At 56.1% G+C, this 13,127-nt stretch carries 14 protein-coding genes; 12 read left to right on the forward strand and 2 right to left on the reverse strand.

What is annotated here, in order from left to right; genetic code table 11:
* The first annotated feature begins 8 nt into the window (after positions 1 to 8).
* The 5 genes from MNU25_RS12500 (at position 9) to MNU25_RS12520 (ending at position 4,575) form a co-directional block, all read left to right on the forward strand.
* Positions 9 to 557 carry a cob(I)yrinic acid a,c-diamide adenosyltransferase gene (locus MNU25_RS12500; protein WP_240985374.1) on the forward strand — a complete coding sequence of 183 codons (549 nt, stop codon included), beginning with the start codon at positions 9 to 11 and terminating at the stop codon, positions 555 to 557.
* Positions 557 to 1,465 carry a GHMP family kinase ATP-binding protein gene (locus MNU25_RS12505; RefSeq protein WP_240985375.1) on the forward strand — a complete coding sequence of 303 codons (909 nt, stop codon included), beginning with the start codon at positions 557 to 559 and terminating at the stop codon, positions 1,463 to 1,465. The genes MNU25_RS12500 and MNU25_RS12505 overlap by 1 nt, the downstream gene beginning before the upstream one ends.
* 150 nt (positions 1,466 to 1,615) lie before the next feature.
* Entirely contained in the window at positions 1,616 to 2,737 is a 1,122-nt protein-coding gene (locus MNU25_RS12510) for a pyridoxal phosphate-dependent aminotransferase (RefSeq protein WP_240985376.1), read from the forward strand.
* 327 nt (positions 2,738 to 3,064) lie between these two features.
* A complete protein-coding gene (locus MNU25_RS12515; protein WP_240985377.1) occupies positions 3,065 to 3,775 on the forward strand; it encodes a redoxin domain-containing protein in 711 nt (236 codons plus the stop codon).
* A 62-nt stretch (positions 3,776 to 3,837) separates the two neighbouring features.
* Complete coding sequence (locus MNU25_RS12520; RefSeq protein ID WP_240985378.1) at positions 3,838 to 4,575, forward strand: prolipoprotein diacylglyceryl transferase family protein; 738 nt, start codon at positions 3,838 to 3,840, stop codon at positions 4,573 to 4,575.
* A gap of 176 nt (positions 4,576 to 4,751) precedes the next feature.
* Here MNU25_RS12520 and MNU25_RS12525 read toward each other — a convergent pair whose 3' ends face one another.
* Positions 4,752 to 5,039: a zinc-ribbon domain containing protein gene (locus tag MNU25_RS12525; protein ID WP_240985379.1), complete on the reverse strand. Its 288-nt coding sequence runs from the start codon at positions 5,037 to 5,039 to the stop codon at positions 4,752 to 4,754.
* A gap of 440 nt (positions 5,040 to 5,479) precedes the next feature.
* Here MNU25_RS12525 and MNU25_RS12530 point away from each other — a divergent pair, with 440 nt between their 5' ends.
* The 5 genes from MNU25_RS12530 to MNU25_RS12550 all read left to right on the forward strand — a co-directional run bounded on the left by MNU25_RS12530 (position 5,480) and on the right by MNU25_RS12550 (position 11,188).
* Positions 5,480 to 6,265: an enoyl-CoA hydratase-related protein gene (locus MNU25_RS12530; RefSeq protein WP_240985380.1), complete on the forward strand. Its 786-nt coding sequence runs from the start codon at positions 5,480 to 5,482 to the stop codon at positions 6,263 to 6,265.
* A gap of 24 nt (positions 6,266 to 6,289) precedes the next feature.
* Positions 6,290 to 7,165, forward strand: a complete 876-nt coding sequence (locus MNU25_RS12535; RefSeq protein WP_240985381.1) for a flavodoxin family protein — start codon at positions 6,290 to 6,292, stop codon at positions 7,163 to 7,165.
* A 446-nt stretch (positions 7,166 to 7,611) separates the two neighbouring features.
* Positions 7,612 to 8,622 carry a type I glyceraldehyde-3-phosphate dehydrogenase gene (gap, locus tag MNU25_RS12540; RefSeq protein WP_240985382.1) on the forward strand — a complete coding sequence of 337 codons (1,011 nt, stop codon included), beginning with the start codon at positions 7,612 to 7,614 and terminating at the stop codon, positions 8,620 to 8,622.
* A 16-nt stretch (positions 8,623 to 8,638) separates the two neighbouring features.
* Complete coding sequence (gene pyk, locus MNU25_RS12545; RefSeq protein WP_240986832.1) at positions 8,639 to 10,372, forward strand: pyruvate kinase; 1,734 nt, start codon at positions 8,639 to 8,641, stop codon at positions 10,370 to 10,372.
* A 36-nt stretch (positions 10,373 to 10,408) separates the two neighbouring features.
* The gene (locus MNU25_RS12550; protein ID WP_240985383.1) at positions 10,409 to 11,188 is read left to right on the forward strand and encodes a DeoR/GlpR family DNA-binding transcription regulator; all 780 of its coding nucleotides are present in this window, start codon (positions 10,409 to 10,411) and stop codon (positions 11,186 to 11,188) included.
* Positions 11,189 to 11,239: 51 nt separating this feature from the next.
* Here the strand turns inward: MNU25_RS12550 and MNU25_RS12555 are convergent, their stop codons facing one another.
* Positions 11,240 to 11,452 (reverse strand): hypothetical protein, encoded by a 213-nt coding sequence (locus MNU25_RS12555; protein WP_240985384.1) that lies wholly within the window; start codon positions 11,450 to 11,452, stop codon positions 11,240 to 11,242.
* Between the two features lie 398 nt (positions 11,453 to 11,850).
* Here MNU25_RS12555 and MNU25_RS12560 point away from each other — a divergent pair, with 398 nt between their 5' ends.
* Both MNU25_RS12560 and MNU25_RS12565 read left to right on the forward strand, forming a co-directional pair.
* Positions 11,851 to 12,495: an MBL fold metallo-hydrolase gene (locus tag MNU25_RS12560; RefSeq protein ID WP_240985385.1), complete on the forward strand. Its 645-nt coding sequence runs from the start codon at positions 11,851 to 11,853 to the stop codon at positions 12,493 to 12,495.
* Between the two features lie 321 nt (positions 12,496 to 12,816).
* The gene (locus tag MNU25_RS12565; RefSeq protein ID WP_240985386.1) at positions 12,817 to 13,008 is read left to right on the forward strand and encodes a hypothetical protein; all 192 of its coding nucleotides are present in this window, start codon (positions 12,817 to 12,819) and stop codon (positions 13,006 to 13,008) included.
* The last annotated feature ends 119 nt before the right edge of the window (positions 13,009 to 13,127 follow it).

Below are 13,127 nucleotides of genomic sequence, written 5' to 3' on the forward strand. Positions count from 1 at the left end.
GCGAACTTATGATTACCGTTTATACGGGAAACGGCAAAGGAAAGACCACTTCCGCCCTGGGCGCGGCCCTCGCGGCCCGGGGAAATGGGAAAAAGGTGATCATGCTTCAGTTTCTCAAAGGGAGTACCTACAGCGGGGAGTTAACCGGGCTTTACCGGTTGGGTATTCCCCTGCTTCAGTTTGGCGTGGGATGCCGCTGGGCGGCCATGATCCGCAGCGGTTTCAGGCACTGCTCGGGCTGCGGGGAGTGCTTTCGGGACAACCGCAACCCGGCCCTGGCCACTGAATTCGTTCAAACAGCTCTTCGCTTTTTGTCCGGACTGACACCCGCTGAATACGACCTTATCATCCTCGATGAAGTCAGCCATGCTCTCAACTATGGTTTCTTGCCCATGGATGAGTTGCGGCACCTTCTGACCGGGCCCGGGGACTGGATTCTGACGGGGCGCAGAATGCCGGAAGAGCTCATGCCCTGGGCGGATGAATGGTGGGAGTTCCGAGCCAAGAAACATCCCCTGACGCGCGGAATCCAAAGCCGAAGGGGGATCGAGTACTGATGGCTCTGACGGCTTGGGCGCGATGTCCCGGCACCTGCGGGGAATGGGTGCAAGGAGCGCAATCCGGGGTTCCTTTCTTGGTGGACTGTCCTATTGATCGATACGCGGAAGCCGTCGTTGAAATGGGGAAAGACGACGGGATCTGGCTTGTACCCAGAGAGAAGGAAAAGGTGAGAAAGGCTTTGCTCCTAATGCGGGAGGAGCGCAGTTTTTCCGGCGGCGGAATTCTCCGCTTCCGCCGCGAACTGCCGACCGGCAAAGGAATGGCCAGTTCAACCGCAGACATTGTCTCGGCCTGCGCGGCCGTCGCCGCGGCCTCGGGTGAAACAGTGTCCGGCCGAAGTCTGGCCCGCTGGGCTTTCGGTATAGAACCCAGTGACAGTGTCATGTTCCCGGGCCTGACGGAGATTAACCATATCCGGGGAAGCTATCATCGGACACTCGGAGCCGCGGTCCCGGCCGGGTTTCTGGCTCTGGACTGGGGCGGGGAAGTGGATACTCTCCGTTTCAATGCCCGGGCGGATCTTTACGGCCATTACCGTAAATACGAGTTCACCATTGGCAAGGCTCTGGCTTTAGTCAGAGAAGGGATCAGAGGCAGGGACTTGGAAAAGATGGCGGCCGGATCCACTTTGAGTGCCGCATGCAATCTGGAGGTTAACCCCAAGCCCTGGTTCGGGCAGTTCAAGGCATGGGTCAGATCCCAGGGTGGCTTGGGGTTAGTCACAGCCCACAGCGGCACCCTGATCGCGGGAGTATTTCCGCCGGACTATGCCTTGGACGGTTTACTGGCGGAAGCGAAAGAACGCTTCAGGCCGGTCTTTGCCGAGACTTTTCGGGCCAGAGACGGAGGAGTGGAATACGCTTTCGCCCATTGCGGACAGGCGGTTTCGTCTTCGGAAGGGTAGCGTGCCTAGCACAGCGGTCTTCCGGAAGCCGGTGCAGCCGCAACAGGCCAAGGACCATTTTGCTCAGTTCGCGGAGCGCGAAGAATCTCAAGAAAAAATCAGAGCTTGAAAAATCCTAAAGCAAGTGAATAGGAGCAGAGAGGAAACGAAATGCACGGAGGGAACATATACCAAGCCAAAGAGCGTTACGGGCGTACCCGGTTTATCGATTTGTCCGCCAACATCAATCCTTTCGGCCCACCGGACGGGGTGTTGGAGCGTTTAGCCGGGAAGCTCGGCAGCATCGTCCATTATCCCGATCCGGAGAGTGTCAGCTTGCGCGCCCGTATGAGCGAGCTCTATGATCTGCCTTTTGAGAACATTATCTTGGGTAACGGTGCGGGGGAACTCCTCTTTACCATCCTCCAGGCCTTAAAACCCCGTCGGGTCCTGATCCCGCTGCCCGCGTTCAGTGAGTACCGGCGGGCCGCAGAGGCTGTCGGGGCCGCCGTGACCCCCTTTTTTCTGGGGGCCAAGGGATGGGCCCGCCTGCCCCTTCCGGAATCTGCCCGGGAAACGGAGCGGTTTGCCGGGGAGTGGCGCGGGCTTTTGTCCGGGCAAGACATCCTTTTTCTCTGCTCGCCGCATAACCCCACCGGTACACTGTTGAAGCGCAAGCAATTTGAAATTCTCCTGGAAGTCGCGCACACCTGCGGCTGCCGGGTGATTTTCGACGAATCGTTTGTCGATTTCCTGCCGGATGAAAAGCGCTGGTCCGCCCGCGAGTACTTGGCCGGCTACTCCAACCTGACAATCGTCTATTCTTTGACCAAGTTTTACAGTTTACCCGGGCTTCGCTTGGGAGCCGCCTTTGGCCGGGCGAGCGATCTGAAACGTTTCCTGCAGGCGCGCGATCCCTGGTCGGTGAATGTACTGGCTCAGGAGGCCGGTTTGGCCGCTTTGGAGAACAAAACTTACGCTGAGGACGTGCGCGAGAAGCTAACGCAATCACGGAATTTCTTGTACTCTGGGTTTGAACGGCAGAGGTTTCGGAGTTGGCGGCTCAGGCCGACATGGGTGAACTTCGCCCTGCTGGAACTGCTAACAGGGAAAGCGGACCGTTTGACCGAATCTTTGGGGAAACGGGGCATCCTCGTTCGCGATTGTTCGAACTTTCCGGGACTCGAAGGGGAATTTGTCCGTATCGCCGTCAAGACAGAGTCCGACATGGCGCAGCTGCTCTCGGCACTCCGGGAAATAGAGGACGAAGAGAGCTTTCTTGGGGGCAGATGACATTTAACAAAATGGCAATTCCCATATACGGTGGTCGCTGAGGGTGCAGTGAACCCAAAACGGCCCCTTTTTGCCTTTTTTCAGACGCGGAAGGAATTCCCGCCGAAGAGCGAGACTGGATCGGGTGTTGGTGTGCAGGACCTGGCTATTTTCCCTGCTTGCGTAATTACCCGTATGGGGTATAATATTTAGCAGGTCGCCTAAAAAGGGCCGCGTCTGTGGGGGGAGCACCCCTAAGGCTGAAGAGATAGGATTGGCATTAATATTAGATTCGGAACAGGGATAAGAACTACGGTCGGGATGAGGCTGATGAGGATGGGGGTAAGGTTGAAGAAGTTGAAGAAGCTGATGAGGAGAAGGAAGGAAAGACAGGTGAACGTTTTGCGAACATCGGACAAACTACCAATCCGGCGGTTTTTGGCCGTCTCCGGTCTGGCCGTCTTGCTGGCCGTGACCGGTTGCGCGGCCCAGGCTCCGAACCGGACCCAGACGACGAAAAACTCCCCGGGCCAAGGTACTGCCTCGGTCCAACCGGCTCCGGGCAAGCCGGCGGGGTCATCCGGCACAAGCGGCGGCACCGCAGCCGCGGGTCAGACTGCGCCGGCGGTTGTGGGCTTGGGTATTGGGGACCTGGCCCCGGACTTTTCCGTGCCCATGAGCGACGGCAACACACTGAAGCTCTCAAGCTTACGCGGGAAACCGGTTTTACTCAATTTCTGGGCCACCTGGTGCCCGCCTTGCCGGATGGAAATGCCGGACATACAGAAGATTTTTAAAGAAAATTATCCGGTTCAGATCGTGGGAGTCAACCTGAAAGAGGAACCGATGACGGTGGAGGGTTTCCTTTCGAGAAACGGTTACACCTATCCGGTAGGTTTTGATTTGAAAGGTAAGATCGCGTCCCTTTACAATGTCAGCGGCATTCCCACGTCTTACGCCATTGATGCCAAGGGGATTATCCGGCATGTTCAAACAGGTCCTTTAACCTATGCCGAGTTAAGCCAATGGTTCAGAGAATTAACCCAGAGCGCCAAATAAGACCGGGCGCGGGCTCTGTACTTGGAGCGGAGCCAGAACTATTTCAGCACGTGAGGGCGTATATGAATCCAATCTTGTTTCACTACGGCGGCTTTGCCGTTCACTACAGCGAAGTCATCTACGCGGGGTCCTTCATTGTTTCCTATTTTCTCAGCTTCAGGCGAGCGCGCACTTTAGGCTTCACGGACCCGGAATGGGAGCGGGCACTCCTATATTATGCCGCAGCGGGCTTGCTGGGGAGCCGGGGGGGATACATCCTGACTCATGTCACCATGTTTGAAGGCCGCTGGGCCGAGGTTCTGACGCCCTGGCCCGGAGCTTTCACCTTGTGGGGGGCCTTGCTCGGTTTCTTGGCAGCTGCGCAAATCCTCCGGCATATTCGCCGAGACCGCCCCGGCCGGAGCTTGGACGTTCTCGCTCCTATTTTCCCCTTGTTCCTGGGACTGGCCGAGTGGGGGCTCTTTACGGAAGGGGAAGGCTGGGGCCGGTCGGCCCGGGGATTTTTGGCTTTACAGCAGGGCGGCGTGGCCCGTTACCCGCTTTGGCTGGGATATTCTCTCTGGTTTTTGCTGACGGCGGGAGCACTGGCTTTCCGGACGCCCAAGCGCGAGGGGACAAGTTTTGCTTACTTGAGTGCAAGCTTGGGTTTGGCAACTCTTGCCTTTACCCCGTTCACGCTTCTTTACGGAAATGCAGCCGAACGCTGCGTCTGGGGCAGCCTGGCCGTCTGCGCAGGTTTGGGCTATGTCTTTTTTCAGGCGAAAAGACCTGCTGCCGCGTTGAGGGAAAGGAAATGGTAAAAAACCATTTGGATGGCCGCGTATCTAGGCCGACGCGGGGCGTTATGAGGCGAACGCTCAACGGAAGAACGGTTTGCCCCCCCCCCCCCAAAAAATGGAGCCGAAACAGTCCTCTGGAGTGTTTCGGCTGTGCTGACGACAACTATCCATCGCTTTCCCCGCGGGGGGAACCTATCTTAGAATCCCTTGAGTTTCTGGTAGCAATCACGGCAATACACCGGCTTGTCACCGGTAGGCCGGAAAGGCACTTGTGTTTCCACACCGCAATTGCTGCAAATGACTGTGAACATCTCCCGTTGGGGACGGTCTGAGCCGGCACGCTGGCGACGGGCGGCACGGCAGGCCGGACAGCGGGAAGGCTCGTTTTCAAAACCCTTCTCGGCGAAGAATTCCTGCTCACCGGCGGAGAAAACAAACTCATTCCCACAATCCCGGCAGACTAGTATTTTGTCTTGAAAAGCCATGGGTCAACTACCTCCTTTTTCTCAGATTTGCCTTCTGAGTGGAAGCAGCAGCGAGCGTCAACCTGTGAGGGACACAACAAACGTACTTACACCGGAGGCATCTGTCTGAATTATAGCGTAGATCCTGCAATTATGGCAATAGGCGCTAAGCCCTTGACGACTTCAGAAGATGCTTCAGGCAGGCTGTATGCGTCAAATTGAGGGTAACGCTTAAGCGCATGGCTTCACTGACCCTGCAGCGGAGAGAATTGACAGGAGAAAATTGCTCGGGAGAGAATTAGCGGCTGAAAGAATGTCCTCTACGGGAGCGAATCCTTCACCGAAGAAGGATTTCGCCATACGGGGGTCGAACTTGTCTGAAATAGGGACTGCGGGACTGGGTGCAGCTTTCTGATAGGACAAAATAGGGCAGGACGAAAAAAGGGGGAATTAATTTAATTATGGCAGAATACCAAAACATTGTGCTGGAGCGGCAAGAATACATTGCCATCCTCAAAATCAATCGTCCCAAATCTCTCAACGCCTTGAACACTGCGACTCTGGCGGAACTGTCCCAGGCTCTGACTGCTTTGGCTGAGGACCGGGCGGTTCGGGTGGTCATCCTGACAGGCAGTGGGGAAAAGGCCTTTGTGGCTGGGGCGGACATCGCCGAGATGCGCGGGTTTAATCCCTTGGAAGCCCGGCGCTTCAGCCTTTTGGGGCAAAGTGTCATGAACCTGATCGAGAGTCTGCCTCAACCCGTCATCGCCGCGGTCAACGGCTTCGCCTTAGGCGGAGGAACGGAACTGGCCCTGGCCTGTGATTTTCGTCTTGCCAGTGATAAGGCCAAATTCGGCCAACCCGAGGTGACGCTCGGCCTGCTGGCGGGATTTGGCGGGACCCAACGCCTGCCCCGCCTCGTCGGAAGCGGCAGGGCAGCGGAATTGCTCTGTACCGGCGACATGATCGATGCCGAGGAAGCTTATAGGATCGGCCTCGTCAACCATGTCTATCCTTCAAGCGCTCTTCTCGATGAAGCACTGGCTCTGGCCGGGCGGATCGCCGCGAGGGGTCCTGTGGCGGTCCAGTTGACCAAGAGTGCAATTCAACACGGCAAAAATATGGATCTCGTCAGCGGTCAGGCCTATGAAGCGGCTGTTTTTGCCCAGACTTTCAGCACCGCCGATCAAAAGGAAGGTTGCTCGGCCTTCCTGGACAAACGCCAAGCGCAGTTTAAGGGTGAATAATGAAGGTTTTGGAGGGCAACCGTCATGAAAACGATTTTGGGCTTAGTGAGTTCTCAGAGAAAACTGGCCAACGGTGAGATCTTGGTCAAAGCAGTGGCGGCCGCCGCCGGCACAGAGTATGTGCTCAAGCTGATCCGGCTGCCGGATCTGAAGCTGGAACCGTGCCGGGGCTGTTACACCTGTCTGGTGCCCGGCAAATCCTGTCCTATTGAAGATGATTTATACTTTGCCGCCAATGCGATCAAAGAAGCCGACGGCATCATCCTGTCCGCTCCCTGCTATGCGTTGGGCCCCGCCGCGGTCACCAAACTTTTGGGGGACCGTGTCATCGCCTTGTCCCAGATGATCAATGATTTCTGGGGCAAACCCTGCGTGGTCATCGCCACGGCGGGTATCAGAGGCTGGGAGGGCTATACCCTGTCCGCTCTCACGGGCGCCGCCCGCTTCCTCGGCTTCCGGGTCAAAGACGCCCATATGTTTGTTGGGGCTTTGCCCGGGGAATCGATTGAGCAGGAGGAAAATATCTCCAGGGTAAAGGAAATGGGCCAAGCCCTCTTTGGCCCGGGGCGCGAGGCCCGTCCGGGAGAATGCCCCAACTGCTGGTCGGAACTTTGGAAGTTTCCCGAACCCGGGCGCGCCGTCTGCCCTTTCTGCGGGCAAGAAGCCGCTTTGACCGCGGAAAACGGCAACGTGCGCTGGGCGTTCGGCCCGGCGACAACCCGCTTCGGGCGGGAGCAGCTGGAAGAACATTTTCATAACTGGTTGGGCGGAAAAGTTCAGGAGTATCTGCTCCGTCGCAAAGAACTGGCGAAAGTCCGAGCCCCTTATAAGGGAGGCGATCTCTGGCTCCGGCCCGGCTCGGGATCGGACCGGGACGAAGCACCAAGCACCTCAGTTTGAAGCACAGCTGCACACATTCTCCCTCAAATGCTCACGGGTAAAACTTGCAGAGAAATTCTTTGCAAGTTTTACGCTTCCTTGGGAAACGCTAGTCACATGGAAACGCTAAACATAGGCTATTTATCCAAAGCGTAAGATTCCCACTTCTGCAAGTGGGAGCAGGACCCACATATCCCGCCTCGGTAGGGGTATCTCCAGCCTTCGCCGCGAAGTATCCTTTTGGGATAAGCGGCTTCGGCGAAATCCATCCTTCGTGACCGTAATCATCACTGGCGGAACACAAATGAGCAAACGATTAAAAAAGATTTTTTTCGAGCGGATTTTCCGGCAGGAATCTGTGCGGTTGCGCAGAATACTATGTTCATATGAACAAATAACCCCCTGGAAAGACCCCTCATCAACCCGGAGGGGAACAAAAATTGCTGGATTAAGGAGGAATCGTTTCAATGACCATCAGAGTGGCAATCAATGGCTTCGGCCGCATCGGCAGACTGACTTTAAGGGCGGCGTTAAAAAAGGAGACTCCCCTGGAGTTTGTGGCCGTCAATGATTTGGGCAGCCCGGACCTTCTCGCCCATCTCTTTAAGTATGACTCTGTTCACGGTATTCTGGAGGATGACGTTAAAGTCGACGGCAGCAACATGATCGTCAACGGCAAGACGGTGAAAATCCTGGCGGAAAAAGATCCGGCTAAACTGCCCTGGAAAGAGCTGGGCGTCGATATTGTGATCGAGTCCACCGGCAGGTTCACCAAAAGAGAAGGTGCGAGCCAGCACCTGGCCGCGGGCGCGAAAAAAGTCATCATCTCCGCCCCGGCTAAGGAAGAAGACATCACGATTGTCATGGGGGTCAACGAAGAGAAATACAACCCCAAAGAGCACCATATCCTTTCCAACGCTTCCTGTACAACCAACTGTCTGTCCCCTGTGGCGAAAGTCCTGCTGGAAGAGTATGGTATTGAGTATGGTATGATGACCACGACTCACTCCGTCACAAACGATCAGCGTATTCTGGACCTGGAACACAAGGACTGGCGTCGGGCGCGCGCCGCTTACCAATCCATGATTCCCACGACCACCGGAGCCGCCAAAGCCGTCGCCTTGGTGCTGCCGGAATTGAAAGGCCGTCTGAACGGCTTGGCCGTCCGCGTGCCGACCCCGAATGTGTCCTTGGTGGACTTGGTGGCCATTTTGAAAAAATCCACTACCGCGGAAGAAGTGAATGCCAAATTCCGGGAAGCTGCGGCGGGTAAGCTCAAAGGGTATCTGGAATATACGGACCTTCCGCTCGTATCCCATGATTTCAACGGCAACCAAGCGAGTTCGATCGTGGACGGCCTCTCCACCATTATGCTGGGAGATAAAATGGTGAAGGTCCTGGCCTGGTATGACAATGAATGGGGCTATTCCAACCGGGTGGTCGACCTTGCGGCCTACGTGGCGGAACGGGGACTTTAAACCCGGGGAGGGTATGATGAGAAGGACGAAGATCGTTTGTACGATAGGACCGGCCAGCGAATCAACCGCCAAAGTGCAGGAACTCTTGGCGGCCGGTATGGATGTGGCCCGCTTGAATTTTTCCCACGGCACCCATGAGGAACACGGTGCGCGCATTGCCGTCCTCAAAGAAGCAGCGGAAAAAATCGGGAAGCACCTAGCCTTAATCCTGGACACCAAAGGACCGGAAATCCGCACGGGCATCGTTCCCGATCCGGGTGTGGAGTTGGTCGACGGCTCCGGCTATGTGCTGGATACGAATCTGACTCAGGCAGGGAATGCGGAAAGAGTAGGAATTACTTATACCAACCTTTGGCGTGAAGTCAAAGCAGGGGAACACATCTTAATTGATGACGGACAATTGGACTTGGAGGTCGTCAGTGCGCAAGATTCCGTCATCAAAACTGTCATACGCCACGGCGGCATCTTGAAGTCCCAAAAAGGAGTCAATGTTCCGGAGAGTCCCATTGAACTGCCGGCGGTTACGGAACGGGATATTGACGACATCCGCTTCGGCATCGAGCAGGGGGTTGACTTTATCGCGGCCTCCTTCACCCGCAAAGCCGAGGACATTTTTGCCGTGCGGCGCATTTTGGAAGACAACGGGGCTCCAATCAAGATCATCGCCAAGATCGAAAGCCGGGAAGGGATCAAAAACCTGGATGCCATTTTGGAAGCCGCCGACGGGCTTATGGTGGCCAGGGGGGATTTGGGCGTCGAGATTCCGGTAGAAGAAGTCCCGCTTTATCAGAAAGAAATGATTCACAAATGCAACCTGCAGGGCAAGCCGGTCATTGTCGCGACGCAAATGCTGGATTCGATGATCCGTCAGCCCCGGCCAACCCGGGCCGAGGCCAGCGACGTCGCCAACGCCATCCTGGACGGCGCGGACGCCGTTATGCTTTCGGGTGAGACCGCTGCCGGGCGTTTTCCCGTTGAAGCCGTGCGAATGATGGATAAGATAGCCCGCAAAACGGAAGGAGCGCACTGGCAAAACCGTTCCAGCCGGCATCCTCAACTCAATGTAGCCGAAGCCATCAGCTATGCCAGCTACACCATTGCCGAGGATCTGGAGGCAGCCGCTATTCTCACACCCACCCAATCGGGTTTAACCCCGCGCATGATTTCCAAATACCGGCCCAAAGCCGTGGTTCTGGGGGCCACGCCTTTCCCCAGGGTAGCCCGTCAACTCAGTTTGCAATGGGGAGTCTATCCTTTGCTCGTAAGCCAGAGTTCCGGAACCGACCAACTTTTGTCTATTTCCCTGAACGCCGCTATGGAGAAAAATTGGGTCCGCAGCGGAGATGTCGTTGTGGTCACGGCCGGAGTTCCGGTCGGGAAGGCTGGGACGACAAACATGGTGAAAGTGCAGGTCGTAGGCAATGTCTTGGCCAAAGGGGTTGGTTTGGGGCGCAAAGCCTATTCCGCCAAGGCTCGCCTTGTGGTTGATCCGCAGGATGATTTCGCTGACGGGGAAATTCTGGTGACCAAGATGACTGACGCCACTTTGATTCCTTTGATTGCCAAAGCGGGAGCCGTGGTAGTGGAAGAAGGAGGCCTCACTTCACACGCCGCGATAGCCGCCCTGCAGTATGGGATACCGGCCATCGTCGGGGCCAAAGGCATCTTGCGAGCCGTCAAATCGGGGGAACCTTTGACGGTGGATGCCTTAGCCGGAGTGGTCTATGAAGGAACCGTCAGTATTTTGTAGAGAGCGGAACTTTGAATCTTTGGGAGCGAAGGTTGTATGACAAATGAGCGGCAGGAAGAGATACGCCTCTTGCTGCAACAGCACGGACATTTGACAGTGGCGGAATTGGCTAAGAGCTTCGGTGTCTCCGACATGACGATCCGTCGTGACCTCAAACATCTGGCGGGCTTGGGACTCGTTCGCCGCGAACACGGCAAAGCCTCCTACCTGCAGTCGGCCGGCCCGGACACCCTCTTTCTCAGCCGTTTGGGCGAATTCGAACGGGAGAAGACGGCCATAGGCGCGATGGCTGCCTCTCTCATCGCCGAGGGGGAGCCGGTTATCTTTGACGCGGGAACGACCACTCTGGCGGTGGCTCAGTTTGTCAGCGCCGGTTGTGTGGCTATCACCAATTCTCTGCCCATTGCCGGGGTACTCGGCGAGCGGGCGGGAGTTACCGTTCTCGTGACAGGAGGGGAATTGAGGGGTACCACTTTTGCCCTGGTGGGCCCGCTTACGCGCTCGACGGTTTCCGGCTTCAACGCGGAAAAACTGTTCCTGGCCGCATCCGGCATGGACTTGGAACGCGGCCTGTCGACGACAAGCATGTTGGAATCAGAGGTGAAACAGGAAATGCTGAGCTCGGCCAAGAAGGTCATTCTGGTCGCTCATAGTCAAAAAATGGGACGGGTGTATTATCACACGTTTGCCCATTGGGACCGGGTGGATATCCTAGTTACAGACAGCGGTCTTACGGAACCGGCCAGGCGCTCTTTGACTGACCGCGGAGTTGAGGTCCTCATCGCGAACCCTGCCCGGCGGATCCTGCCAAAATAAAGACACTATCAAGATTGGGGGGCCCGGTTTTTGCCGCCGGGCCCCCCCTCTTTACAGTTGGTCATCCACCGTATCCCGGTCTATCGTGCTCTGATCCCGCCCCTCAAGAAGCTTAATCAAGCCGGCCTGCCGCAGTTCCGTGGCGATTTCGAACAGGGAATCCTTCCTCTCTTCGGGTAGGTTCTGGACAAAACGGTTAATCTTAACGGGGGGAACCATGTTACGTATCTTGGCCCCGCCAAATTTGAGCACCCGTTCCGGCAACGTTATCTCCTCCTTTTGCTGTCCTTTGTCGGTTGTTTCGACGCGAAATCCCCGGGTCGCGGGGACAGAGCAACATCACTGCGCTCCGTTTTCCCGAGTTCGGATTTAGTATGTACCTGAGGGACCGTTAAACATGCGCGGTTCGGAAAAACCGGTGAAAAGCCGGTGAAAGAAAACCCGGGCGCGAGAAAATGAGCAGGAATTCTTTTTGGCGTTGTCGAATTATGCGGTACGTGCAACGGCTGAGCCGCTTGATCGTAGGAACCGGTTAGCAGTAGGGATGGCGGGCGAGTGGTGCGACACTTCGTATTAATCCCGTCAAAGGAGAACATATCTTGATTACAGATGGATGGTTACGCGCGCGAAAGCGGGGCTGTCAGACAGTCGAAGGAGAACATATGTTGATTACAGATGAAGTGCATCAAGTGGACGGAGTGAAGGGTGCCCATGTTTACTTGGTGGCGAGTCAGGAGCCGTTCTTGGTCGATACCGGGATGCCCGGGCAGGAAAGAAGGATTATTGAATATATTCGGAGTGTCGGACTGAACCCCCGCCATCTGACGGGGATCATTCTGACTCATTTTGATCTCGACCATATCGGCAGTGTACAAAATTTAGCTTCTGCCCTGCAGTGTCCCGTCTATGCGCAGGAAGCGGAGATCCCGTATATCCGGGGGCAGAAACCGAGACCCGGGATGAAACGCTTCCTGCCCCATCTTGTTTCGCCCATCTATGGCTCGCTGCGGGCACCTGAGGAGGTTCGCCCGTGCGCCGAGATGTTTCACGACTGGGAGGTGTTGCCGACCCCGGGGCATACACCCGGCCATATCGTTCTCTACCGCAACGGAATTGCCATCGTAGGTGATCTTTTGCAGGGAGGAAGAATTCGCCCGGCTCCCCCGTATCTGACCTGGAATTCCGGTCAGCTCAAAGAATCGATCCGCCAACTTATCTCGCGTCCGCTGCGCTGGATTTTACCGGGTCACGGTCCCGCGACTCCCGCTTCGAACCACTGGCTGGACAGGTTGGAACGCACCTTATAAGATTCGCTCCCAGCATGTCCCGCTGTTTTTCCCAAGACAAGGTGTCGGCCCACTCGGCCACTGCCACCGAATCGTGAATTTGAGCCGAAATCTCGGCCATCGCCATACTTCCGCGTTCTGGCAAGCCGGAGAAGGACTAGTTCTTGGCGCTCACTTCCGGATAGCCCTCACGGCAAGCAACACGAACAAAGATCACCGGAATTCCCGCACGACGCGCGACGTTTACGGCATGCCGAAAGGGAGCCATGACTTCAGGGGTTTTTGCAAAGCGCCTGACAATGCCATTTTGCTCGGTTGAAACAGGGAGCTGCCCGTGGTATAATGTATACAAAGAACAGTGTGCAATTATCTTATGCATGTATCACGATTGAAGGGAAGGTGGCTTCTATGTTTCTCGTCACTTGGATCGAAGGAGAAGAAGTCAAATACCGGTTGGTCAACGATGTTGAAGTTTTGAGGCCTCTGGTTTTTTCCCTGGGACAACACGTGATAGTCCAAGCTCTCGAGCCCTGATACCCAGCCTTTCACGGCTTGCCACAGGTGCTTAGTCCCTGGCTTTAAGCTGCTGGCTCAGAGTACTGGGCCAGGGTCGCGATGGGATTGAGATGGGATTGAGATGAGATTTACATGGG

The sequence above is a fragment of the Acididesulfobacillus acetoxydans genome, assembly GCF_902729405.1.
Lineage (GTDB): Bacteria > Bacillota > Desulfitobacteriia > Desulfitobacteriales > Desulfitobacteriaceae > Acididesulfobacillus > Acididesulfobacillus acetoxydans.

What these genes read in the sequence shown, in the direction of transcription:
- MNU25_RS12500 (WP_240985374.1), top strand. Translation starts at nt 9, where the DNA reads ATGATTACCGTTTATACGGGAAACGGCAAAGGAAAGACCACTTCCGCC.
- MNU25_RS12505 (WP_240985375.1), top strand. Translation starts at nt 557, where the DNA reads ATGGCTCTGACGGCTTGGGCGCGATGTCCCGGCACCTGCGGGGAATGG.
- MNU25_RS12510 (WP_240985376.1), top strand. Translation starts at nt 1,616, where the DNA reads ATGCACGGAGGGAACATATACCAAGCCAAAGAGCGTTACGGGCGTACC.
- MNU25_RS12520 (WP_240985378.1), top strand. Translation starts at nt 3,838, where the DNA reads ATGAATCCAATCTTGTTTCACTACGGCGGCTTTGCCGTTCACTACAGC.
- MNU25_RS12525 (WP_240985379.1), bottom strand. Translation starts at nt 5,039, where the DNA reads ATGGCTTTTCAAGACAAAATACTAGTCTGCCGGGATTGTGGGAATGAG.
- MNU25_RS12530 (WP_240985380.1), top strand. Translation starts at nt 5,480, where the DNA reads ATGGCAGAATACCAAAACATTGTGCTGGAGCGGCAAGAATACATTGCC.
- MNU25_RS12535 (WP_240985381.1), top strand. Translation starts at nt 6,290, where the DNA reads ATGAAAACGATTTTGGGCTTAGTGAGTTCTCAGAGAAAACTGGCCAAC.
- gap (WP_240985382.1), top strand. Translation starts at nt 7,612, where the DNA reads ATGACCATCAGAGTGGCAATCAATGGCTTCGGCCGCATCGGCAGACTG.
- pyk (WP_240986832.1), top strand. Translation starts at nt 8,639, where the DNA reads ATGAGAAGGACGAAGATCGTTTGTACGATAGGACCGGCCAGCGAATCA.
- MNU25_RS12550 (WP_240985383.1), top strand. Translation starts at nt 10,409, where the DNA reads ATGACAAATGAGCGGCAGGAAGAGATACGCCTCTTGCTGCAACAGCAC.
- MNU25_RS12560 (WP_240985385.1), top strand. Translation starts at nt 11,851, where the DNA reads ATGTTGATTACAGATGAAGTGCATCAAGTGGACGGAGTGAAGGGTGCC.
- MNU25_RS12565 (WP_240985386.1), top strand. Translation starts at nt 12,817, where the DNA reads ATGTATACAAAGAACAGTGTGCAATTATCTTATGCATGTATCACGATT.